Here is a 23,763-nt window from a genome sequence, read left to right on the forward strand (position 1 = left end):
AAATCAAAAGCTTAAAAGATAAATCAAAGACTTGCAATAGGCGCAGGATAAGCGCATCTAAAGGCATATTCCTTCAAAATGCCTACGTTCCGCGCTTTATGCGCGGAATCCAGCTTAAAACTGTATGGATGCCGTGCATAAAGCACGGCACGTAAGCGAAAAGGGGGGGGTAATATTCAGGCTTTAACGGTGGTTAATCCGGCAAAGCGAGGCATAGTTACACTGCTGACAGACCGAACGATTAACAGGCTTTGGAGGGCAGAAACCTTCTGCAAACTCTTTGGCCAGTTGTTCGAGAGACTCTTGCCAGCACGCTCTCGCTTCTGCCCAGGAGCGTTCTTCGGAAAGACTCTGGATATTTTTCAGTTCATAATCGTTCTCGCTTAAGCCTTTACAGACATGCTGTCCTTCTTTGAGTGCCGAGAAAATCAGGGTATTGATGGCCTGATCCAGCAGAGCGTACACCAAAAGCTGTGGTTCGCGCGGCCGTTCTTCATTCCAGGGAAGGCTGGAGGGTATACTGGTTTTGTAGTCAATAACCCATTTGCTTCCATCAGCCAATTGGTCTATTCGGTCTACACGCAAATTAAACTCAATACCTTGCAGGGTTAAGCTAAAGCCCTTTTCAAGAGCCTCCACTTTAAACTCAGGACGCTCTTTTTCCCATTCGAGGCACTGAGACAGCAAACGGTGCAGCCGTTTAATCTCTACTTGCTGTATCAGCGGTGAAAAAGAATACACTCTCTGTCGCCGATAAGGTTCAATGGCAGAGTCAATGGAATTGGTAATTAATGTGTCGAGTTCCTCTTCGCTTAAAGCAAGTAAACGTTCCTGATCGATAACCTGTTGCCAAAAATACTCAAGAGCCTTATGAGTTAACTGCCCGCGCTCCAGTGGATTTAAGCCATCAAAGGCAGCCTGGCCTTGCTGAGCATGAAGACGATGAGCTGCGAAAGCCTGGAAAGGGCATTTGGATTGTTTAGCCAATAAAGCAGTACTTCCTTTGATTTGTGGCTTGCTATGAGGAATCTGATAGGTCTCCTCCATCTTTTCAAGTTTAATCCGAGACCTGGTATTATTAACGCCCTGACCGGTTCTTTGTACCGTGTCTTTTATCAAAGGAGAAAGAAGCTGGGGTTTGTCTTCATCAATAGAGGCATAGCTGAAGACAACCAGCGGCGCATTTCGCAGAAATGAGTCAAACTGCTTTTCCGCCAGATTCAGGGCATAATCTGAGCTTGTGTAAATTCTTTGATATTCCAAGGGGATAAAGGCAGAAGGTTTAATTTTCTTCGGCAGGCATTCATCGGTCATACCAGTCACCCATAGCGCATCAAAATGGGTCCCAGAGGATTCCAGTACACCCATTATATGCAGGCTGCTTTTTTCCGCTTTGGGTTGAAAAATAGTATTGGAGGCTATGGAATGCAATGCCTCAAGTGCTTGCGTCCCGCTTAAACTGGAGCTAAAAAGCTGCAATTGTTTCAATTCAGAGAAGAGATGAAGCAGTTTTTGCAGGCACTGATAGGTTTCCGAATCCAGTGCCTGATCACCCGGAAATCCCATATCATTCAGCCTGTTCTGAAAATGCTGCAGCCACTGAGAAGGGGAGGCTGACTGAGGATACGTCTTGATTGTAGAAAGGATTTTATATAATCCTGGCGTCTTGTACTGAAGTTCGTTTAAAAAGAAATGCCAGTCTATCCTCTCTTCCTGAAGTGAAACGCTGTTCTGTATGAACTGAGCCCGCTTAAGAAATTCTTTACTGGATTGATGTAAATAAGGTGAATATAACAGCAATCGAGCCTGATGGTTGCTAAGCGTCTGGCAATCCAGTTTCAGCCATTGCATGGCGTGCCCAACAAGTGGATATTCACTTAAGGGCTTGCCCAGCGAAATGCTAAAAGGTACATCGGGCAGTCTGTTCTGAAGCAGCCGCTGCAGTTTTCTGCCTTCAGTCTCCAAAGAGGGTACAACAATCCCAATTCGCCTTGCTTCAGAAAGCCGGGTTTTTGCCCAGGCAATCATTTCCTCATATTCATCGCTTGTATTTTTGGCCTGATAGAGACTGGTGGCGCTTGTGGCGGGGTTTAATATGGTATGAAGCACATTACAGCCCAGCCTCTCCAATTTAATCTGTAAATTCTTTTGTTGGAGAGTGTATTCCTCAAAGCAAACCCAGATGCTGGCTGTATACTGGACGTTTTTAAGAGCCAAGGCCAGATAATCCGCCAATTGCTCATCAACGATAGCCGGGATTTTATCCAGAGCTTGCTGAAACAGGAGAGACCATTTTGCAAAAGCTTGAGTCTGCGCAGTCTGAGAAAATGTGCTGAGATTGATATCAAGTTTCCAGCGCTGACATTTGGCCCATGCGTCTTTAACCGCATCAATCAGGCCTGTGTGCAGGGGAATTTCAGTCTGCTGTTTCAGAATATCTAACCAAAGATAATCGTATTGGGTCTTATTCAATAATAAAGGATGAGCTTTTTCAGAATTATCAAAACACATTCTGTTATATTGCATGCGCAGAAAATCCTGATAAGGCATACAAAGTGGTTTTTTTAATGTGTTGCTGGTATGAAACTGAAAGTACTGCTCTAAAAGTTCAATCGAAAGACGCTTGGTCGGCGTTATAACCACAGCGCCGTCTGCCATCAGGGCAAACAGTTTGTCTTTAGCAATCATCCGCTTCAGAGTTCCTTGTGTCGGCGCTTGTCCACTGCGCGTAAACCGGGAAAGAAGTGTTTATTAAAATACACTGCTGCCAATGCGGTAACCGGAATTAACCAAAGTCCGATAATCAGGGTGGCTGACAAATAAATTGCGCCAAAAACAACCATATAGTCTTTGACTGAGAGCCTGGCGAAATTAGGATCATTCCAATAGGAATTGACCAGAACGGCAATGCTGATAATGAGTAGATAAACGATGGCTAACAGAATTCCAAACAAAAAAGGCCTCCACCAGCGAGAAGGTTTGGCCAGTTGATTTCCAAACAAAGCGCCCAGCAGAATACCGATAAAAGGGACAACGATTAAGGCATATCCTAAGGGAAAGCCCTGGCTGGCTTTTAAGGGAAGCAAAGTATATCGAGTAAATATCAGAAATAGAAAGGCAAAAATGCCAAAGAAAACAGCGGCTGCAAAACGAGCGCTGATTGGTTTTTGTTCATTTGTTGAGTTCATAATCTTTTTTGTCTGCTTATCGTTTTTCTTTTCAGCCGGAAATCACGCTGTTCCATTTCGCTATGCAGGATAATGTATACCAGATGACCACGCAAATACACCGCTGCAAATCCGGATAAAATCGCCAGCCACCATCCTACTATGATAATGCTGTTCCTCAAAACAAAAAAATAGATACTCATCCAGTCGGGAGAATGGGGAACAATACTGAAATAGGTATCATATTCTTTAAGAAAGTAGAGGAAAAGAAAATCATAAAAGGGCATTGCTGCGAATACCATAAGAAAGCCATACAGAAATACTTTCAAAGGATAGGGCCTTGGGCAATGCACTATTCGTTTGCCAAATAGAAATCCAAAGACGCAGGCGATAAAACCTGCCAGAGCTACGGCCAGAAAAACAGGCAGGATTTGCTCAAATCCTATTAAAAACAGAAACGCATCAATCAGGATGGTACCGATAACAGCAAGGAATGCGTAATAGGAAGCGCATAGCAATCTGGGATTATGTAATGATAGCGCATCGTCTTTGCGTTTTTTCATTAGCATGTCTCCTGTATTAAACCTGATGACAGCCAAGGTTTGAAAAACCGAGACAAGTTAATTAGTTAAGACTGAAATTAACGACAGCCTACTATTTAATTTTAGACTAGATTGGTTAAATTCATTTCATTTATCTACAATTAAAATAATAAAAAAAGAAAAAAATCGGATGAATATGGATATCACACCTTTTTTCAAACTGATGGTTGAACGCGGCGCTTCAGATTTATTTTTTAGTGTGGGCGCTCCCCCTCATATCAAGATTGAAGGCATCACATCCCCGATTGGTCAATCGCCTTTGAAATCTCAGCAAATGTCTGAAATCGCCTCCTCGATCATGAACGATGAGCAACGAAAGGAATTTGATGCCACTATGGAACTGAATATGGCAATATCTCTTACCGGAGTTGGCCGTTTCAGAATTAATCTGTTTCGTCAGCGCGGTGAAGTCGCTATGGTGGTGCGCTATATCAAAGGAATTATACCCAGCATCGAAGAGTTACAATTGCCTGCCATTCTTCAATCGATCATTCTTGAAATGCGCGGCTTGATATTAGTTGTGGGTTCCACCGGGTCTGGGAAATCGACAACACTGGCGTCAATGATTGACTATCGAAATGACAATCATAGAGGTCATATTCTGACCATTGAAGATCCCATTGAATACCTGTACCGCCATAAAAAATCGATCGTTGATCAGCGTGAGGTGGGGCTTGATACCCTTAGTTATGAATCAGCTCTTAAGAATGCCATGCGCGAAGCGCCTGATGTAATTTTGATTGGGGAGATTCGCGATCGTAACACAATGCGGCATGCGATTGCCTATGCGGAAACCGGACATCTGTGTTTATCGACCCTGCATGCGAATAATGCCAATCAGGCTCTGGATCGCGTCCTTAATTTTTTCCCTGATGACGCGAGGCAGCAGTTACTCCTTGATCTCTCGCTTAATTTAAGAGCGGTAATTTCTCTTCGCCTCGTTCCCGGTATTGAGAAACAACGCGTTCCTGCTGTCGAAATCCTGCTCAATTCTCCTTATATTGCTGATTTAATTGAGAAAGGGAAAGTGGATGAAATCAAAGAGGTGATGGGCCGAAGCAGGGAACAGGGAATGCAGACCTTTGACCAGGCCTTATTTGATCTTTACAAAGCAGGAAAAATCAGCAGAGACAATGCCATACGCTTTGCTGATTCCAAGAATAATGTGGGATTACAAATTCGCCTGACCGAGGAGAAAAGCCTCGATGACATTCAGGATTTAACCATCCAGGAAGATTTTCCCGAGGGTTCCTGACTAAGCGGAGTTCAATAAATATCTATAACTTTCTTCATCTTGTCTGCCGCTCATCTTTCAATTTTGCTCAATCCGAAAAATGCTTACGTAGAATAGCTACGCGCACATTTTTCTTCAATCACAAAATTGAAATCTGAACGCCATACAAGCGAATAAAGTTATAGATATTTATTGAACTCCGCTTATCTAATGAGTCTGCATCTCGCCCAGGCGAAATGGATAATCAACCCGGCATTGTTCATAGGCTCTATACATGCGCGCAGGATTCGGATAATAGCCATAGTGTTCGGCTTCATAGGCGCAGCAAGGCAGCCGGCTTAAAAAGCATCCTCGCTTGGCATTCCAGACAAAGCCTTTGCCGGTGCAGCTAAGAGAGCGCCCGTCAATGCAGACATAACGCGCCTTAGAAGGGGGATTGCCAATGATACAGCCTTGCGCCAGGCTCATAGAGGGGATTAAAACAAGTAAAAGAGCTGTTGTTTTCATTCTTATTTGATCCATTCACTTGCTATACTGATAAGAATAGTTGATTTTAGTAAAAATGTAAGACGGCCCGGTGACTTATCTGCAGGCCTTGGCTTACAGCAATTAAAAAATACGATATTAAGGACTTCTTAAGCTTTTATAGTTAAAATGACGGAAGAATTGCGATTGGAGTATTCACATGCCTCAGAATCAGACATTACAAGATGCCATAAATAAACTACAGCATAACAATAACAAAGAAAAACATGAAAAAGCCCAGCGAGCACTTGATGCCATCTTTGCGGCTGACCCAAATGATGCAGTCGCCTTTAAGGCGGCAGTTAAGGCTCATAAGGACTTTTGGAAAGAGAATGGCTTAGTTGATGAGGTTGATGATCTTGATAATAATGGGGCTCCCAATTTTGTTGATCTGTACAAGCAGGTTGCCAAACAACGGGTGATTAGCCGTTTAGGGATACATGAAAGCCATCTGGTAAAATTCATTGTCGATCCTGTCGAATTACGAAGACAATTAGTAGTAGACCCTTATAAAAATCACTTTGGTGATCTGACCAAATCAAAATTGCCCTGGGATGCCAGCAATGAGGCGGTCATTTCCAATGCTGCAGCTGCGGAAATCAGCCTGGCTGCCCAGACTTATTATCTCGAATCCAAACTTAGAGCAGCAAATGACTCTCAGCAACTGGATGACTTGCTGCAGGCAATCAATGACGGTAATGATGTGGCGTTCAAGGGCCTGCTTCAGGGCTGGCAAATTCCTCAGCCTGCTCTTGACAAGATGACGGCAGAGGGAGTTGGTGCTCAAATTGCACACTCTCTCGCACTTAAAGGGCTTGAAGTTAAAGCACGGCTTTTGGCAAGCCAGCAAGCTCAGCATAATAATCTGCTTGCTATGATTCAACGAAATAATGATGCCGATTTCGCTGCTAATCTTGGTGCTCCTTATGATGGAGTCGTAGTTGAAGAAGATGCCAAAGCACTTCGAGGCGTGATGGGGGGAGAATATCTCAAAGCGAGACTGAACGCGGAACAGAGAGAGGATACTTTGTTGCAGCTCGCGGGAATGACCATACTTGGCGATCTGCAAGCGGCATTGGCGAATGAATACGGCAGCCAGGCAGGTAATAAAGAGGCCTTGAATCAATATATTGGCGAAGCAGTCACCGAGAGCAGTATAAACAGCTTCCGACAAGTCGCAGCCAGCAAAGCTCTGGGCAATAAAATTGCGGCGATGAATGATGTGGCGGCTCTTGAAGCGTTAGCCAGAGCAAAAACGCAGAAGGACTTCTCCCAGGTATTGGAGACCGTATCGGCTTTTGGTTTAAATACCCCTGCTAAAAAATCCGTCCGTGAAGCATTTACCAATCCGGAAGAAATTAAAAAACTGAGTACAATTGCTCATGTTCGCAGTAATTTACTACCTAAAACACCGCAGACTGACCAGGACTGGGAGCAGGCCAGAGTACATGCTGATCGTTTAGCCACCTTAATTGACCCGGACTATACCTCTGCCAATTATGCTGCGCAGTTCTTACCCGCCAATCCTAAACCCGAGGAGTTGCAATCTTTCAAGGATTATTTTAATGATCCGGCCCGCTTAATGGAGGCACGCAAAATGGCTTTGGCCGGTTTAATACCGGCTGTTCTGAAGGATGCTGATCCAGGGCTATTAAATGGAATCACAGCCGCAAATGATACTGACCAATTGAAAAGAGCAGTTGCCGCGGTATTGGGACATGATAAAGCCAATGATTTAATCGAAAACGATATCGATTCTGCCTATAACCTAAAAATTCGTGCCTATGCACAGCTTTATCAAATGCCGCAGTTTCTGGCCACACAGAACTATAATGAGTTAACAGCTATTGTAGAAGCAGACGGGTGGGAGGGCTTGCCGGATCTGATGCAGGAGGTTCTTCCCAGCTTGAGTCAAAACGATACGCAGAATCTTGAAGCTGAGCTGATTCAAGGTTTACTCAGGCAATACCCTGCTAATGCTGATTTGAATCGGTTGGTTAATTTAACCAAACCAGGTATTTCAGAGGCTGAGTTTAAACAAGCCTTAACTGCCCTGAATATTAATCGCCAGGACTGGGTGAATCCAGCTCGTATGCAGGCGGTTCAGAAGGTTGCTGGTGAACGAGCGATGATTATCCGAGCCGAGAATGTCCTCGGGATTCCGCTTGATCAAAGACCGGAACTGAAGAAAGTCATGCTGAATCTTTCTCCAGCCAAACAGGCTTCTCTTGCTGCCAATGCTGAACTGATTTCATTATTGGCTAGCCGGACCGAAGCTGAAAAAATCAGGGATCTGCTGAATGATAAACATCTGAATGTCGATGCATTGGTTCAGGAAAACACAAATCTTGGCCTTTTCCACAAGATTCATAATTCCGCTATTGCGAATACCTTAAAAAGGCTCAATGTTAAACTTGACCCCAGTCTGGTGCGCAATATTAATACACATATTGATTCTAAAACAACGGCTGAGCTTTCCGGACAGCCACAGGCATTTGCTGATTCAGTAAAACAACTTTGGGAAATTCTGGGTAGAGCTAATCGTCATATTGAAGAAGCCGCTTTTAATCAAGCCTTTGGCTATAATGACGATAGAAGTGCTCTGAATCGACACGATCAGAAGAACGGCATTTCACAACAGCATGATCATAATCAAGAGTTACGCACTTTTATTAATGCTGCAAATCCCGCTGGTAAGAAAAGAGTTGCTGATTTTATGCTGGGCTTATCCAAAAACCAGCCATTTACAGCTATTCAGCTGCAGGAATTGTGTAAGCATCTGGGAACAGCAAAGGATCGGACTGAATTGCTTCGTTTGATCACTAATGATGCTACTTTAAACGGAGTAATGCCCCCTGAGTTTAGTCGGCAATTAACGGAGAGTATCTATAGTTTCCTGACCCAGGGTATCAAGAGTGATAAATTCAAAGACATGAGCCTTGAGGAGCTAAGCACTGCCATAGACGCTGGCCATCTTGAAGTTCAAAAGAATCTGGATAAGCTTCATAATTTACAGAAAGAGTCCGGTCATTCTCATTTAAAAACCTTCAGTGAGTTACAGGAAGCTCTCTGGCTTGATCCCGCATTTGAAGGCTTGTCTAAAACCAATGCGGTGCGAATAGAGGAGGATCTGATAAACACTAAAAAAATGTGTGATATTGTGATCCCTGCACTTAAAGCACATTTGGCCCTGATCGAAGAGCAGCTCAAATCATTACCAGACAATGATCTTAATAGCAAAAAAGCCAAGGCAATCGCGAAGGAAAAAGCCTTTCTTACCAAGGCGTATAATGAGATTAAAGCCGAATTAGATATGTATCTCAAAATAGAGGATGTATTGAAGGGTAACCCCAATGCCTCTGACGAACGCATGCAAAAAGGATTGCTGGCAGCCGTTGAGGAAGCGAAAAAAGGGGAGCATACCATCCGGTTTACTGAGTTTAAGGTAAAGGTCGGCAAAGACGAAGATATCGCTGCTTTTGATGATTTGATTAAGAAGGAAGACGGACAAAGAAAACAGGCCACCTATAACCAGGCTTTACAGCTTGATATCGGGGTGGCGGTCAAGGATTATGAAACAGAGAAAAAGGTTCCGGTAGGCAAAGTCCGGCCCTATATTCTGGAGCATCAGACCAAAGGCACTGATGGTACGGTCACCATCACTACCAGTACTGTACTTGAAAGACGCCATTCGCAGGATATGGCCCCTAAAACCAGCAAGGGAGAGGAAGCCTATAATCCTTCAAAATCACTGACTTTAGTTCCTAATAAGAAACGTACAGAAGATCAGATGGCGAAGGATGCCATATTCATGGCTATGAAGGCGCTTACCGGTTTGGCGAAAGCCCCGGATAAGGATCATCCGTTTCTGCTAACCGGGGATAATGCGGATGAGGTCAGATTATTGTATGGTGCTTTATTAGCTGTCGGTGAACTTCATCCTCGATTTAAAATCAGTGAAGAATGCATTCGTATGGGCACTACCGCTTATGTTCCTCCAAGATCGAGTGTCTGGAGTGACCCCAATTATAAAATAATAAAAAACCACCCTGAATTTAAAGCTTTGACCCAGGGGTTTAGTAAGATGGTAAGCCAGCAGGAAAAGGCGCAGGCTGATTTGAAGCGTGTGGAAAAGCAGGTCACTAATTCTGGTAATATGTATAAAACGGCTATTCAGGATGGACGTGCGCTTAAGGACTTAGAACAAGAGAATGCCAATCGGCCTCAAAGCCCTTCGGTTGGTTCTCCATAACAAGAGCAATTAAGGACAACATGAATAATAATAATTTGCCAGTCGGTGTATTCGACTCAGGGATGGGCGGACTGACCGTTTTGCGAGCCTTGAAAAGCTTATTACCCAGAGAGTCTTTCATCTATCTGGGGGATACAGCCCGTTTGCCTTATGGAACGAAAAGCGCGGAAACTGTGCAGCAATATGCTGTGCAGATGGCAAGATTATTGATAGCCAGACGAATCAAGGCGCTAGTGATTGCCTGTAATACAGCAACCACTGCCGCCTTGCCGTATTTGCAGGCCATGTTTACGGAAATACCAGTGATTGGAGTGGTTCGGCCAGGAGCGGGAGCGGTGGTTGCTGCCACGCGTAACCAGCAAATTACTGTGTTTGCTACCGAAACCACTATTGCTTCCAATGCGTATCAACGCTTAATTACTGAACAGCTTCCCCAGGCGTCTATCAGTGCGCGTGCCTGCAGCGTTTTGGTAGCGCTTGCGGAAGAGGGGATGGTGAATAATGCGGTAGCACGCGAAGCGCTGCTCTATTATCTGTCTGAATTCAAAAACGAGGATACCTTACTGCTGGGCTGTACACACTTTCCTGTGTTTCGTCCCTTGCTTGCGACACTGCTGCCCGAATCAGTCGCGGTGGTTGATTCTGCCGAGGCAACTGCCTACGCGTTTCAAAAGCTATTGTATTCGCACCATCTGCAAACAGACTCTGGTTCTCCAGGGAATATTGAATATCTGGTTACTGACTCTATTCGTCGTTTCCAGACGGTAGGAGAGATTTTTCTGGGTGAAGTTCTGAAAGATCACCATATTGAACTGGTAGACGCCTGTCTTCCAGTAGAGGCTGATAACTCAACTCGGGCTGCTTAGGGGGAAAGAGGTGTGGAAGTTGCAAATCCACATCCTTGTGGACCAGCGCGTCCTTGCGCTGTTTCCTTATTCCTGGAACTTCCTGTTCCTGAATTTGCAACTATCCTTACCCTAAAGTGTAGCTTTGACTTGGCAATTGATCATTAAGAAACTGTATGCGCGCCACTTGAGAAATATCTCAATTTACAAAAAGAGCGCCCTGCGACTCCACATTTTCTTAAAGAGATTCCAAAGCAACATAGCTAAATGGTATTCTTGATGGATGTATCCTGGATGTGATACCCAAAGAGTCCCTTCAATGAGAGTTAAATTATTTACATGGTTAAAATCACTAACCAAGCTTGTCTTTTTATCCCTTTTAATATTACTAGGGCTAAGAATATTTGAGCTACAGCGGGGTCCTGCCTTGGAGCTATGGCATACTTATGTACCAAAGGAAAAGCATGCTAAAGAACTGGATAAGCTCAACTGGTTACAATACACCGACACAGAAAACTCTCTTTTTGATGCCGTGCGCGTCGAAGTTACTGAAAAATTAACTAGTAAACAGCATACCCCCGGTAATCGATATTTCTCCGGCAGCCCGGTTTATCCCGAAAAATTTTCTACTGACTGGAATCGCTCCTATATACTTGAACCCAAGGGTCCAGCTGTCGGCGCTGTAGTCTTATTACATGGGTTGACTGATTCGCCTTATAGTCTGCGTCACATAGCCAGACGATATGTCGCTCATGGCTATGTTGCAATAGCGATTCGACTGCCAGCTCATGGCACAGTACCGGCTGCCTTAACTGATGTGAAATGGGAAGATTGGTTGGCGGCCACCCGGTTAGCAATACGTGAAGCACGAAGACGCATAGGTCCATCGCAGCCTCTCCATCTTGTGGGTTTTTCAAATGGCGGTGCACTGGCATTAAAATATGCGCTTGATTCTCTTGAAAACAAAGAATTAACAAAACCTGACAGGATAGTTTTAATTTCACCAATGATTGGCATTACCCGCTTCGCGCGTTTTGCGGGATTTGCTGCACTGCCCGCGATTTTGCCCCCCTTTGCAAAAGCAGCCTGGCTCAATATACTTCCTGAATTCAATCCATTTAAATACAACTCTTTTCCGGTTAATGCGGCAAGTCAGTCTCATCGTTTAACTACAGTATTACAACAGCAAATCATACGCCTTGCCAAAGAAGATCGACTAATTGAACTGCCTCCTGTATTGACCTTCCAGTCTGTGATGGATTTTACAGTCAGTACGCGCGCGATAATCCGATCGTTTTATGCGAATCTTCCAGCAAATGGTAGTGAATTAGTATTATTTGATTTGAACAGGGCTTCAAAATTGGGTCTTTTATTACGTCGTTCAGCTGATACTGCAGTGGAAAGGCTACTAAATGCTCCTCCGCGAAACTACCGCAGCGTCATTATCACTAACGCGAATAATGACAGTGTTGATGTGGTTGAGCGCGTTACTAATGCTGGAACTGTCAATGAACGTGTTCTTCCTCTAGGATTGACTTATCCGCGTGATGTCTATTCTTTGTCACATGTTGCACTTCCTTTTCCAATGAACGATAGTCTGTATGGTCTTTTTCCTGATTCAATGGACTATGGTGTTCAATTAGGAACCATTGCTTCGCATGGTGAACGGCAAGTGCTTATCGTCAGTCTGGACTCAATTCTTCGACTTTCATCCAATCCATTTTTTCCCTACATGATTAAACGTATAGAAGAGCAGCTCCCTAAGAGGAGCTAATCTTTTTCTTTATTAAGTTCATAACCTGTCGTCTTTGCGAACTTAGTGAAGCAAGATCGAAACTTGAACAAAGTAAGGAGCGGGATTGCTTCGCTAACGCTCGCAAAGACGGGCTTTTTGTGTATCCATCTTATCTGATCCCGCTATAATGCCAACTAAGGAATGACAAACTGTTGGTCAGCGCTCAGCAAAATAATCAAGCACCGCTTGATTCCACTGCTGCGGTTGTTCCAGACTGGCCAGATGGCCGGCATTCTCAATTATCACCAATGCGCTATTTCTGGCGATCTCATGCAGATTCTCACTTTGCCGGGGTGGGATGACCGAATCGTATTCTCCACTAAGAATTAACACAGGGATTTCCGCACTTGCAAGAATGGAGGAAGTGTCTTCTCGCAGCGCCATTCCGCGTAATGCCGATGCCAGGGCAGTGGCTTTCTGGGATTCGAGAATTTCGAGAAGCTCTGCCTTTATTGGTTCTGACGCCTGCGAGGAAAGTGCTTTGCTGATAAAGGCCTGGATAAATGACGAAGTGCCATTGCTTAAGATTTCCTGGGCTGCAAGCTCGCGCTGTGTTTTTGTGTCTTCGTTATCTGCAATGGATTGCGTGCCAGATAAGAGCAGGGAATTAACGCGTTGGGGATATTTTTTTAAAAAAGCCAGTGCAACATAACCACCCATTGACTCACCGCCAACAATCGCATTGGAAAGTTGCAAGTGATCAAGAATCATCCTGATTTCCTCGGCATATTCATCCATAGAGACTGGCTTACCATTAACCTCACCAGACTGACCAAAGCCCCATAAATCCACGGTGATCACACGAAATCTGTGCTTTAGTCCTTCTCTCTGGGCTTTCCAGATGTCCTGGTCGGCAGGAAAAGGATGAATTAATACCAGCGCAGGGCCTTCGCCAACGTCAGTATATGAATAAAAATTACTCTGGGCTGCTGCATTCTGAAATAACAAGCAGAAAACCAAGCATTTTAAAAATCGGATCATCTGATTTCTTCCATGAAAAAGGGACATACAGCTTAAGGCAAATAAACGCATTTTCATAATCAATAATTTTTATCAAAATCATAGATAAAATTGATAATAAACCACAACTTAATCGATGAAGGGATAATTCCGGCTTGAGAATTATCCCTGTCTGATTTTAGCTGCTCTTAATCAGCCGTTTTTCGATTAAAAACATGAACAGACCGATGGCTAAAAAATATAAGGGCATTGCCTGCAGTGTGCCATTATGAAAATATCCCATCCCCAGAGTAAAGACGGAAATTAAACAGTAGTAAAAGAAACCAAACACACTGGATGCGGTGCCAATACACCATTTAAAGTCAGTCAGAGCGAGCGCCAGGGCGTTGGTCGTGACCATGCAAACACCAAACATAATACTCATTTGCATTACCAGGCTCAGAATAATCATCAGCATTGCAGAAAGATGCAGATAAACAGCGATAAAGCTGTATATTATCGTCGCAATCAAAATAATCATTAAGCCGTATTGCATGATTTTGCCGGAAGAACGATAGGCATGCAGATATTTGGACAGGAGACCGCCTGACATGGTGCTTATGGCAATGGCAATGAAACTCATACCAAATTGACTGGGTGACAAACCTAGGATTTTGATGAAATAAAAAGGTCCTTCAGCAAAATAACTAAATGAAATGCCATTACAACCTGCCACCAGAAGTGCGAATCCCATCACTTTTTTGTTACTCAGTAATTGGATAGCCACTTTGGCAATTGAAATCCGGGCGCGTTGCTCCGGCAGATGCGTTTCAGGCAGTTTTCTCGCTACCAGAATGATTAGCAGCAAGCTAAAAAACGTCAAAGCCGTAAAAATGCTTCGCCACCCAAGATTTTCTGCGATAAGCCCACCCACGACAGGACCTACCGCAGGGAAAACTGCCAGTGCACTGCCGACGACAGAATAGACTTTACCTAAGGCACTGCCTTGAAAGGCATCCCGGCAAATTGCCTGTCCCAGAACACTGCCGATACTTCCGCCAAAGGCCTGAACAAAACGACTGAGCATTAACCCGCTGATGGTTGTCGAATAGTAACATCCCGTACAGCCTATGATAAATATCAGCAGTCCCAGTAGAATTCCCGGTTTTCGCCCAAATCGATCGGAGAATTTTCCCCATACCAGCGTGCCAATGGCAAAGCCGAATAGATAAATGGTAAGCGTATATTCCATCATTGACGCAGAGGTATGCAGGCTTTGCGCGATGACAGGCAGGGAGGGCGTATAAACTGTTTCAGACAGTTGGGGTAAACCCGCGATAAGTACAATCAGCCACACAGGCGGCATAATAAAATTCATAAAAACCTCGAAGTTTTAGAAAATAAAAAACAAACCCGCTTTTTTAAAAAAGCAGTTCATTGTGAAAATGAATTGGTTTTCTCTTAAACTACGACGATCTTTTTCATTTCATAACACCTGAAGCAAAAAGTAGAACGACTATTATACAGTAGAAAGGAGAAGGATGTCATTAGCTTATCAATATCATGTAGGTCGGGCGCTTCGCCCGACATTTCCTTGGATAAGTGGTTGCCTCGAATTTGTTCATTTGGATGAAAAAAAGAACGTCGGGCGAAGCGCCCGACCTACGCGCTCCAATACATTCAAAAGATTAAACTTCCGCAGGGGTTTCACTTTGATTGATTGCATTTAACACCCATTGAACCTGGCTGGAGAGGTCAATGTCAATGTAGGAAAGCTCTTCATAGCGATGATCCTCATAGGGATTAGACTCGGGATCCTCTGCTTTGATACGAGCAATTTGCTTATCTCTTTCCTGGTGCAACCAGATAATCTGAGGTTCAAATAAATGAAGCATGCCTTCAACCCATTGATCCAGAATCATCCAGTAGGGGTCATCTTCCAGTGTCATTTCATATTTTTTGATGAAACTGGAAACGTGTTTTGCATCATACCAAATCTCGGAGGACACCCACCGGTTTACGGTAAAGAGGCGTATTGGCTGACCAAGGCAATTCATGGAAATAGCCACGATATGGGTCATCGGGTTATCCATATTTTTATCCCAATCGGATAAGGGAGTAGGAGTAATTTTGGCTGGGATCCCTTTATAGCGCAGGAAACAATGAAAATGGCCATGCTCCATGCTTTCATAATCTTCACGATGGCAATGATAAAAATACTGAGCTCCCGTTTGGCGATCAATACGATCTCCCTTGGGATAATGGCTCATCGACTCATGACGACGCTTCTTTTGTAAAGTGTAATGAATAATGTTTTTTCCTTTGGCAGTGGTCATCTGTTGCTGGGCTTCCAGAATCTGAGATGCATAGGCCAAAAGGCGGGATTGTTTCGTTTTACTCAAATAAGGTAATGAAAATTCAGACATAAATACACGCTGGAAAAAAAAGGAAGCGTTTCCGCTTCCTTTAAAAATATTAGCTACCGCTGCAGCCGCCACAACCTTTGCAGCCATTGCAACCTTTGCAACCTTTGCAACCTTTGCATCCGTTGCAGCCTTTACAGCCTTTGCAACCAGCGCAGCCACTTGCTTGAGTAGTAGTTGAATCAGCGTAGGCAGCAGGAACAACAGAAGCAGCTGAAAGGGCAGTCAGTAATGCGGCCACGGCTAAAGTTGATTTTTTCATGATGAATCCTTCCTTTGAAAAAGTTTAGAATTTGAAACACAGTTAAGGACCAGAAACAGTATCTGGCAACATTTACTCCTTCGGAACTTTGTGAGCCGCAGTTAAAGCTTGCTTACAGTTTCAAAAGGTCAATTTAATTATATTAGAGTGGCGCATTTGATCAAGCTATGTTCTTCATATTTTTGAAAATTTTTGTCGCCAAAGGTTTCATTATGATTAAGAGAAATTCACATTGGCAATTTATGGCAGGTCAAAGTTTTAAGCCTGAACCTTCATTGGGTATACAATCATCTTTCATCTCGCTTATCCTCTGTCTGAACTGATGCGATTTGCTTATTGTTGCCAGGGAGTTGACAGTAGGCGACTGGCTTAACAGATTGCCTATGGGTTGCCACCATGTGGAGGTGCAATATTCGTGTTCATTTTTTTGAAGAGAATTTGCAAAAGCGGCTAAAGCCTCACTTGCATGCGGAATGGTTTCTAACTTGTCAATTAGCTGATTAATCCGATTGATTTCAATAAGATTACCGGGCTGTTCTTTAACAAGCGCACTGGATTGGAACTGGGATTTATAATTTTCCAGGGTTTTGAGTAGTTCATCACGCAGGGCGAAATCTTTTAAATCGATCATGAGATCCTGCAGTAATACTTCTATTTGGGAGTTGGGCACAACTTTTGATAGATCATCCGTACCAAATATTATCTGGCTAATTGCATCAAGTTCAGCTTGTCGAATATGGGGGTTATCTTTGCTCAACTTATTAATAATTGTATGAATCCCCGTGATCGCATTATTAACCCAGTTGATTTCAGGATGATAGGCTCTATGCTTAGCTTCATATATACGTATTGATAAATCATCGACAATTTTCCTGATTAACTCAGCTTCTTGGGGAAACCTGATCTGCTCAATGTTCTTATACAGTAAGCTAATTTCAGGGTGAGTTTCTTTAATATTTTTTATCAGATTTTCAGGATGAAAAGGGTTTCGACCCGTGACAGGGATTTTCGTTTCAATCCAGAACTTGTCAAGATCAGCGGCGCTGTTTATATCAATAGCGACTAGTTTACTATTATTCTGGGCGATTACATCATTCACCTGCTTCAATTGATCATCAAACAGCAGGCCAATGGCGTCATTATGTCCCTCCTGATGATATAATTGAAGAATTTCAGCCATTTTATGGCCTTTAAGGCCTGCCGGCGCACGTACTATTTCAACATTATGTACATCATAGGCTTCAAGAATATTGACAATTTCATTGGTGGGTTTTGTTCCTAAATAGCTACTTAAAGCCTGCAATCCTCTATCCACAAAGCCAGGTCTGGCAGTCAATATCAGAATATCATAGCCTTCTTTCTGAGCTCTGCGAACATATTCCAATAATACCTGTCTCATATGACTCTGCTTATTGCGAAGACCATAGAGAGGATTCTTGTCAATTTTTTCTACTAAAGTAGTTCCGTCTATATCAATTGCGATGAAGCCTTTGGATGATCGGGGCATGTAAATTCATTGAGTAAATTGCTTACTATTTATTCTAGTAGAAAATAAATTAACTTCCCACGTCATCCCGAGCCCAGCGAGGGAGCTCCCCAATCCTGGTTTGTGCCAGCATTCGGAGATCTCTCACTGTGTTCGAGATGACGGCGTGCCTGTGAGTAATGACATAGTTTAATGAACACTCTCGAAATCTTTGCCAAAAGCGTTGTAATGATTTTGCAACATTTTATTGTCTGCAACTGCAGGGAGATCCCTTGCTGTGCCCGGGATTACGTAGGGATTTACAAATAAATTGCTTTATTATAGACGGGGCTGTTTTTAAAATGTTACTTAAGTTATAATATTAGGCATCTAGGTAAAAATAAGGTCAATCATGTCTCAGCTAAGTCGCTTTAAGAAGTCGTCAAATAAAATTGAATTTTTAAATGATCCTTATCTGGATAAAGGATTCTATGAGGAATTATGCGCAATGCCGAAACTCGAAAGAGAGGCATTCGCCAGTGAAATTGCTGAGCAGCTCTCGCCAGACAATCTCTCCCAGTTCCTTACTCGTATGACAGATCTTTGTTTTGAGGCCAAAGGTCATGAATTTATTAGAGCTGCCAGCGGAGATTTCTTCGCCGGTGTATTATTTAGGCTGATCAAAAAGCTGGATGTAGATAATACATTTAAAACGGCTTATCAAAATAGCAACAATAAACATGTCTATCCCCAAGCACATGTGTTTGATCAAAAAACGGTAGAAATACTGAACATTATTAGAAGTGTTGCTGCAAGGAAAGGCGTAGAGCATCAACAAAATCTATATAGTAATTTGGCCATCAAAATATTTAGTCCCTTGATTACTGACGATATCGCTGATCCTCAGGAGTTAATGGCAATTTCTGTTGATTTACAAAAGGTAATTACTAACAAAACTGCATTGAATGAGTATTTCAGCACGCGCCTTCCTGATGCAGAAGCTCCTGGCGTAGAAGCTTATTTTGAAGAGCGAACACAAGCCCTGGACGAAAAGCAGGAATTGCACAATAATGCGGTTCAGAACATCAAGCAGTTAATTCGCAGCAAACCCTGGAGCATACCAGGTTTCTTGTTCATTCGAGGCGGGGTTGATATAAATGTCGACGGTAGAACATTGAGAGTACCTCACCGAGTCGCTGAAATGGCAAGAGCCATTGATACTTATGAAGCCAAACAAAACAAAACGGAAAATGATTTATACGACCTGTATGAGCATATAAAGGATATCGCTCAGGAAGCACTGGATAATCCTCGGCAGGGCCGCCAACCTTCAACTACAAAGTTTTATAAAGATGTGCTTGAAAATGTGTATCGGGCTGCAGATGCTGGTCTGGCAAATACTGATGAGGATGAAAGGGCCCGTTTTTTAGGTGTGGATTAATAAGTAATCGTTGCGCAATGGTTTGAGAACGCGCCAGCATTTTTCATTTGACGTTCTCCCCTATAGTATTTGGCTAAAAGCGCTCAGGATCTGCTTTTAGCCAGTGTTTTTTGAAGCATTCAGGGATTTCTTCGCCAAGCAATTGTCCGGGTGTTAAATAATCATAGATTTCGTTAAAGGGTTTAACACAGTCGGCACTGACCCGTCTCATCAGATATTCTGGCGATAAGTCACTGGGATTACATAATCCCATAGCACCTACCATCTCAAGAAAACTCCTGACGGTATTATTATGAAAATTCAATACACGGTATTGTTTCTCATCAACAACCAAACCCCGTTGCAATCGTAAATTTTGCGTGGCGACTCCGGTAGGGCAGGTATTGGCATTGCATTGTTTTGACTGAATGCAGCCCACCGCGAACATCATGGCGCGTGCCGCGTTACACATGTCGGCTCCCATCGCAATATTGGCGACCAGATCAAAGCCGCTGGCTACTTTTCCACTGGATATAATTCTGATTTTATCTCGTAAATTAACGCCTACCAGAGCATTATGGACAAAAACCAAAGCTGCCTCCAAAGGTTCCCCCACTCGATTGGTATATTCAACTGGAGCCGCTCCCGTACCGCCTTCAGCGCCATCAACTGTAATGAAATCAGGAGTAATGCCGGTTAAAAGCATTGCCTTGCATATACCCAGAAACTCATGACGTTTGCCTATACAGAGTTTAAAACCTACAGGTTTGCCTCCGGATAATTGTCGTAAATGTTTTACAAACTCCAATAATGTACGCGGGGAATCAAAGGCTGTGTGGGCTGGCGGAGAAAGAATATCGCCTCCAATTTTAATTTTTCGCACCTTCGCTATTTCCGGAGTCACTTTAGCTGCTGGCAAAATCCCGCCATGCGAGGGTTTAGCGCCTTGCGAGAGTTTGATTTCAATCATTTTGACTTCTTCGCGAGTCGACTCTGCGACAAACTCCTTTTCATCGAAATTGCCATTGTCATCCCGGCAGCCAAAATAGGCAGTTCCAATCTGGAATATAATGTCGCCGCCTTGCAAATGATAGGGACTTAAACCACCCTCACCGGTGTTATGAGCAAAATTCCCCAGTTTTGCTCCTTTATTAAGCGCCATGATGGCATTAGGCGATAAGGAACCGTAACTCATTGCCGAGATATTCAGGCGTGAGGCACTGTAAGGTTTGCTGCAGTCAGGCCCGCCGACCACAATTCGGGGTTCAACTTCTGACACATGTTTGGGAGAGAGCGAGTGTAAAACCCAGGTATAACCGACCTGAGTAATGTTACGGCTGGTGCCGAAGGGAATCGTATCACGAACATTTTTTGCGCGTTCATACACCATGCTTCTGATTTCACGATTATAGGGAAGCTCTTCCTGATCATCCGCAATAAAATATTGCTGAATTTCAGGCCTTAAAAATTCCATAATGAACCGGAAATGGCCTAATACCGGAAAGTTTCTAAGAACGGAGTGTTTGGTTTGTATCAGATCGTAGATTCCCACGATAATGATGGGTACCAGAAAGACAATGCACCAGATGGTATCGTGCATCATGATCAGGAAAAAAGTAAAGCTTAGCAGGATGAGCCCGAATCCAATATACCACTGGCGCCGCATAGTTAAATCCTCTTAAAAAAACGGTGGGGAATACAAACCCTAAGGCTTGTATTCGAGATGAAATTACTTCGTAAATACCTCATACTCAGGGTACCACATGGTTTCTTTTATCGCTGTTTCAATTTCCGCATCACTGATTTTATCCGCGTGGTTTTCCTTAATAGCCTGTAAAATCACTGCCTTGGCAATGTGCCGGCTTACATCGCGAATGACTCGGAGATCGGGCAGAAGAGCGCCTTCCCCCTTAATCATGGCCGGAGACAGATCGCTTAATGCCATTGCAGCGGCCATCATCATTTTATCGGTGACGCGACGCGCCTTTCCGGCGACAACGCCCAGGCCAACGCCTGGGAAAATATAGGAGTTATTGCACTGGGAAATTTCAATGGGATGAGAACCAATTAAAACCGGATCAAATGGACTTCCTGTAGCAACCAGGGCCTTACCCGCACTCCATTCCAGAATTTGCTGTGGAGTCGCTTCAGCCCGTGAAGTGGGATTGGAGAGTGGGAATACAATAGGGCGATCGCAGTAGCTCGCCATGCTGCGTATCATTGGCTCGCTGAATTGCTGCGGCTGTCCTGAAACGCCGAGCAGGATAGTCGGTTTGGCATTGTTAATTACTTCAAGAAGATTTATCTGCTGTTTGTTTTGGACCGTCCAGGTTTTTAATCTGTTTTTGGATTGAACAAAGCCTTGTTGGAAGGGCAGAATATTCTCCAGACCTTCCTGCAGTAAACCCATTCTGTCGACCAGATAAAAACGAGATCGTGCTTCGGATTCGCTAAGTCCCTGATTAATCATTGCCTGAACCAATTGCTCGCTGATGCCGCAGCCAGCTGAACCGGCACCGAGCAGGGCGATACGATGGTCTTTTAATGGGACACCCGAAACACGCGTTGCAGCAATGATAGCTGCTACTGCAACTGCGGCTGTTCCCTGAATATCATCGTTGAAGGTACAGAGCTGATCACGGTACTTTTCAAGAATCGGATAGGCATGCTGTTGCGCAAAATCTTCAAATTGCAGTAGTACATTGGGGAAGCATTTTTTGACCGATTGCACGAACTGGTCAATAAACTGATCATACTCTTCGCCAGTAATACGAGAATGACGCCATCCCAAATATTCAGGGTCATTAAACTTTTCCTGATTATTGGTACCTACATCCAATACAATAGGTAATGTATGCGCTGGATGGATACCTCCGCAAACGGAGTAAAGCGATAATTTACCTATTGGAATGCCAAGGCCGCCAGCGCCCTGATCACCCAATCCCAGAATTCGTTCGCCGTCAGTGACAACGATCACATCAATCCGTCGATTTTTCGCAACAGTCGAAAGAATCTTCTCCATTCTATCCCGCTCAGGATAGCTGATGAACAAACCGCGGGGTTGACGGTAAATGCGATGAAACTGCTGACAGGCCTCACCTACTACAGGGGTATAAATTATGGGCAAAACTTCCAGTAAGTTGTCCAGGACAAAACGATAAAAAAGGACTTCATTGCGATCCTGCAGCGCTCTTAAGTAGATATGTTTTTCCAGTGGAGTATCTTTTGCATCGTAGGCATCGCGGCTGCGTCTCAATTGTTCGAGAATACTCTCAGTATTGCAGGGAAGAAGTCCATGCAGCTCAAACAAGTCTTTTTCAGCTTCAGTAAAAGCGGTGCCTTTATTTAATAAGGGGTCTTTTAATATTTCCTGGCCGCGTGCAGTAATTTTGGAACTCATAACCACTCCCTGGTAACTGTAATTTAAAATGCCAAATGGACATTATGCTAGTTCATTCTTGAGAATCAAGATCCTCGTTGCAATATTTATCAAGTTTCTGATTCCAGGTTTCACACTGGAGTTTAACCACCTGATTCAGAGAACCACTTTCTTTGAAAACCTTTCTCAGCAAAAAAGCATCATTGATTTTGTTAAGAATATCATTTTGGAGGAGATTCATAAAATATTGATTATTCAAAAACTCAATTTGCGGTCTTATTTTTTTTAGCGTATTGAGAATATCATCCTGAAGCAGATAATGCTGACCATTATCGGAGTCAATGATGTCGCCCTCAAAACCATAACGGCTTGCCTGGAAGCGGTTATAACTGTATAAAAAATAAAGATCATGACTGACTTGAGTGGGACGTTCTTCGAGAAGATACAGTGACAGACTTTGTAAATAAGCCGCAATTTGAATGGCTTTACCAAGGCTTAATGGCGTATCGCATACTCTGACTTCCACCGTGCCGAACTCAGGTTTGGGGCGAATATCCCAGTAAAAATCTTTCATGCTGCCGATTATTCCCAGTCTTCGAAATTTATAATAATACTCAGACAGTTCATTCCAGTTAATTAAGTAAGGAATTACACCGCTTAAGGGAAAGGCGCTAAAGATACTGGAGCGGGAGGAGCAATAGCCGGTGTCAACACCCTGGTAAAATGGAGACGATGCCGCTATTGCGATGAGTTGCGGAACATATCGACCCAAGGCATGTGTCAGATACAAAGCATCCTCGGGGCTGGTGCAGCCGATATGAATATGCTGACCAAAAATAGTAGCTCTTTTTGAAAGGTAACGGTATTTTCTGGCCAGATTTTTGTAACGTTTCGCTGGAAAAATTTTTTGCTTTGACCAGCGTTCATAGGGGTGAGAGCCACCGCCACAAATATAGGCACCGACTCGTTCGGCTTCCTGTAAAAGATATTGCTGCAGTTCCGAAAACTCGTCAAGCATGGTCTGAGCCGATTGATGCACTGAGGAGTTAATTTCAATCATGCTCTGAGTAATTTCCGGAACAATACGCGTTTCAAAATTACTTCCGTGCACATCCCGGATGATGTCTTTTGAGCAAAATTTGTGACCCCAGCTTCTCGGATTGACTAATTGAAACTCAAGTTCTATTCCAATCGACACCAGAGCTGATTTTTTGAAGGGTAATCGTCGCATTGTCGTCCTGTTATTTTCTGCAATCCATTGCACGGGAAATTCGATACAAACCTATAGTCAATTATAATCTGTAAATGCAAAATGTTCTAAAAATAATCACATGGATTGTCAATTAATCCTATTCTCAAATGACAGCGTGTCTGTGAGTAATGACACAGTTTAATGAACACTCTCTTTAATTCATTCAATCCTAAGGCTAATCCAAAATATGTCGATATGAATCT

General features: G+C 43.5%; 16 protein-coding genes. 5 read left to right on the top strand and 11 right to left on the bottom strand.

Features of this window, described 5'->3' with window-relative positions; translation table 11 throughout:
• Positions 1 to 183: 183 nt before the first annotated feature.
• From B1207_RS12400 to B1207_RS12410, 3 genes are read right to left on the bottom strand one after another with little or no spacing between them, the layout of a single operon-like run.
• Positions 184 to 2,688 (bottom strand): PD-(D/E)XK nuclease family protein, encoded by a 2,505-nt coding sequence (locus B1207_RS12400; RefSeq protein WP_112220275.1) that lies wholly within the window; start codon positions 2,686 to 2,688, stop codon positions 184 to 186.
• 5 nt (positions 2,689 to 2,693) lie between these two features.
• On the bottom strand, positions 2,694 to 3,188 hold the full coding sequence (locus B1207_RS12405) for a hypothetical protein (protein WP_112220276.1): 495 nt from the start codon (positions 3,186 to 3,188) through the stop codon (positions 2,694 to 2,696).
• Complete coding sequence (locus B1207_RS12410; RefSeq protein ID WP_112220277.1) at positions 3,185 to 3,730, bottom strand: hypothetical protein; 546 nt, start codon at positions 3,728 to 3,730, stop codon at positions 3,185 to 3,187. Before B1207_RS12410 ends, B1207_RS12405 begins: the two co-directional genes overlap by 4 nt.
• 175 nt (positions 3,731 to 3,905) lie before the next feature.
• Here B1207_RS12410 and B1207_RS12415 point away from each other — a divergent pair, with 175 nt between their 5' ends.
• Entirely contained in the window at positions 3,906 to 5,024 is a 1,119-nt protein-coding gene (locus B1207_RS12415; RefSeq protein WP_112220323.1) for a PilT/PilU family type 4a pilus ATPase, read from the top strand.
• A gap of 186 nt (positions 5,025 to 5,210) precedes the next feature.
• Here the strand turns inward: B1207_RS12415 and B1207_RS12420 are convergent, their stop codons facing one another.
• Positions 5,211 to 5,525, bottom strand: a complete 315-nt coding sequence (locus tag B1207_RS12420; RefSeq protein ID WP_253255863.1) for a hypothetical protein — start codon at positions 5,523 to 5,525, stop codon at positions 5,211 to 5,213.
• Between the two features lie 163 nt (positions 5,526 to 5,688).
• Here B1207_RS12420 and B1207_RS12425 point away from each other — a divergent pair, with 163 nt between their 5' ends.
• The 3 genes from B1207_RS12425 (at position 5,689) to B1207_RS12435 (ending at position 12,399) form a co-directional block, all read left to right on the top strand.
• The gene (locus B1207_RS12425) at positions 5,689 to 9,780 is read left to right on the top strand and encodes a hypothetical protein (RefSeq protein ID WP_112220279.1); all 4,092 of its coding nucleotides are present in this window, start codon (positions 5,689 to 5,691) and stop codon (positions 9,778 to 9,780) included.
• A 20-nt stretch (positions 9,781 to 9,800) separates the two neighbouring features.
• Positions 9,801 to 10,646, top strand: coding sequence for a glutamate racemase (murI, locus tag B1207_RS12430; protein WP_112220280.1), 846 nt, complete (start codon positions 9,801 to 9,803; stop codon positions 10,644 to 10,646).
• Positions 10,647 to 10,944: 298 nt separating this feature from the next.
• The gene (locus tag B1207_RS12435) at positions 10,945 to 12,399 is read left to right on the top strand and encodes an alpha/beta hydrolase (RefSeq protein ID WP_112220281.1); all 1,455 of its coding nucleotides are present in this window, start codon (positions 10,945 to 10,947) and stop codon (positions 12,397 to 12,399) included.
• A 177-nt stretch (positions 12,400 to 12,576) separates the two neighbouring features.
• On the opposite strand, the gene B1207_RS12440 is transcribed toward B1207_RS12435, so the two are convergent.
• The 4 genes from B1207_RS12440 to B1207_RS12460 form a co-directional block, all read right to left on the bottom strand.
• On the bottom strand, positions 12,577 to 13,458 hold the full coding sequence (locus B1207_RS12440; protein WP_253255864.1) for an alpha/beta fold hydrolase: 882 nt from the start codon (positions 13,456 to 13,458) through the stop codon (positions 12,577 to 12,579).
• Positions 13,459 to 13,558: 100 nt separating this feature from the next.
• On the bottom strand, positions 13,559 to 14,737 hold the full coding sequence (locus B1207_RS12445; RefSeq protein WP_112220282.1) for a multidrug effflux MFS transporter: 1,179 nt from the start codon (positions 14,735 to 14,737) through the stop codon (positions 13,559 to 13,561).
• 310 nt (positions 14,738 to 15,047) lie between these two features.
• Entirely contained in the window at positions 15,048 to 15,785 is a 738-nt protein-coding gene (locus B1207_RS12450; protein WP_112220325.1) for a DUF6969 family protein, read from the bottom strand.
• Between the two features lie 509 nt (positions 15,786 to 16,294).
• Positions 16,295 to 17,551: a hypothetical protein gene (locus B1207_RS12460; protein ID WP_112220284.1), complete on the bottom strand. Its 1,257-nt coding sequence runs from the start codon at positions 17,549 to 17,551 to the stop codon at positions 16,295 to 16,297.
• Between the two features lie 370 nt (positions 17,552 to 17,921).
• Here B1207_RS12460 and B1207_RS12465 point away from each other — a divergent pair, with 370 nt between their 5' ends.
• The gene (locus B1207_RS12465) at positions 17,922 to 18,950 is read left to right on the top strand and encodes a hypothetical protein (RefSeq protein ID WP_112220285.1); all 1,029 of its coding nucleotides are present in this window, start codon (positions 17,922 to 17,924) and stop codon (positions 18,948 to 18,950) included.
• 73 nt (positions 18,951 to 19,023) lie between these two features.
• Here B1207_RS12465 and B1207_RS12470 read toward each other — a convergent pair whose 3' ends face one another.
• The 3 genes from B1207_RS12470 to B1207_RS12480 form a co-directional block, all read right to left on the bottom strand.
• The gene (locus tag B1207_RS12470; RefSeq protein ID WP_112220286.1) at positions 19,024 to 20,595 is read right to left on the bottom strand and encodes an FMN-binding glutamate synthase family protein; all 1,572 of its coding nucleotides are present in this window, start codon (positions 20,593 to 20,595) and stop codon (positions 19,024 to 19,026) included.
• A gap of 63 nt (positions 20,596 to 20,658) precedes the next feature.
• Entirely contained in the window at positions 20,659 to 22,329 is a 1,671-nt protein-coding gene (locus B1207_RS12475; protein WP_112220287.1) for an NAD-dependent malic enzyme, read from the bottom strand.
• A 52-nt stretch (positions 22,330 to 22,381) separates the two neighbouring features.
• Positions 22,382 to 23,539 (bottom strand): YbdK family carboxylate-amine ligase, encoded by a 1,158-nt coding sequence (locus B1207_RS12480; RefSeq protein ID WP_112220288.1) that lies wholly within the window; start codon positions 23,537 to 23,539, stop codon positions 22,382 to 22,384.
• Positions 23,540 to 23,763: the final 224 nt, after the last annotated feature.

Source organism: Legionella quinlivanii, from assembly GCF_003265995.1.
Classification (GTDB): Bacteria; Pseudomonadota; Gammaproteobacteria; order Legionellales; family Legionellaceae; genus Legionella_C; species Legionella_C quinlivanii_A.

What these genes read in the sequence shown, in the direction of transcription:
- B1207_RS12400 (WP_112220275.1), bottom strand. Translation starts at nt 2,688, where the DNA reads ATGATTGCTAAAGACAAACTGTTTGCCCTGATGGCAGACGGCGCTGTG.
- B1207_RS12405 (WP_112220276.1), bottom strand. Translation starts at nt 3,188, where the DNA reads ATGAACTCAACAAATGAACAAAAACCAATCAGCGCTCGTTTTGCAGCC.
- B1207_RS12410 (WP_112220277.1), bottom strand. Translation starts at nt 3,730, where the DNA reads ATGAAAAAACGCAAAGACGATGCGCTATCATTACATAATCCCAGATTG.
- B1207_RS12415 (WP_112220323.1), top strand. Translation starts at nt 3,906, where the DNA reads ATGGATATCACACCTTTTTTCAAACTGATGGTTGAACGCGGCGCTTCA.
- B1207_RS12420 (WP_253255863.1), bottom strand. Translation starts at nt 5,525, where the DNA reads ATGGATCAAATAAGAATGAAAACAACAGCTCTTTTACTTGTTTTAATC.
- B1207_RS12425 (WP_112220279.1), top strand. Translation starts at nt 5,689, where the DNA reads ATGCCTCAGAATCAGACATTACAAGATGCCATAAATAAACTACAGCAT.
- murI (WP_112220280.1), top strand. Translation starts at nt 9,801, where the DNA reads ATGAATAATAATAATTTGCCAGTCGGTGTATTCGACTCAGGGATGGGC.
- B1207_RS12435 (WP_112220281.1), top strand. Translation starts at nt 10,945, where the DNA reads ATGAGAGTTAAATTATTTACATGGTTAAAATCACTAACCAAGCTTGTC.
- B1207_RS12440 (WP_253255864.1), bottom strand. Translation starts at nt 13,458, where the DNA reads ATGAAAATGCGTTTATTTGCCTTAAGCTGTATGTCCCTTTTTCATGGA.
- B1207_RS12445 (WP_112220282.1), bottom strand. Translation starts at nt 14,737, where the DNA reads ATGAATTTTATTATGCCGCCTGTGTGGCTGATTGTACTTATCGCGGGT.
- B1207_RS12450 (WP_112220325.1), bottom strand. Translation starts at nt 15,785, where the DNA reads ATGTCTGAATTTTCATTACCTTATTTGAGTAAAACGAAACAATCCCGC.
- B1207_RS12460 (WP_112220284.1), bottom strand. Translation starts at nt 17,551, where the DNA reads ATGCCCCGATCATCCAAAGGCTTCATCGCAATTGATATAGACGGAACT.
- B1207_RS12465 (WP_112220285.1), top strand. Translation starts at nt 17,922, where the DNA reads ATGTCTCAGCTAAGTCGCTTTAAGAAGTCGTCAAATAAAATTGAATTT.
- B1207_RS12470 (WP_112220286.1), bottom strand. Translation starts at nt 20,595, where the DNA reads ATGCGGCGCCAGTGGTATATTGGATTCGGGCTCATCCTGCTAAGCTTT.
- B1207_RS12475 (WP_112220287.1), bottom strand. Translation starts at nt 22,329, where the DNA reads ATGAGTTCCAAAATTACTGCACGCGGCCAGGAAATATTAAAAGACCCC.
- B1207_RS12480 (WP_112220288.1), bottom strand. Translation starts at nt 23,539, where the DNA reads ATGCGACGATTACCCTTCAAAAAATCAGCTCTGGTGTCGATTGGAATA.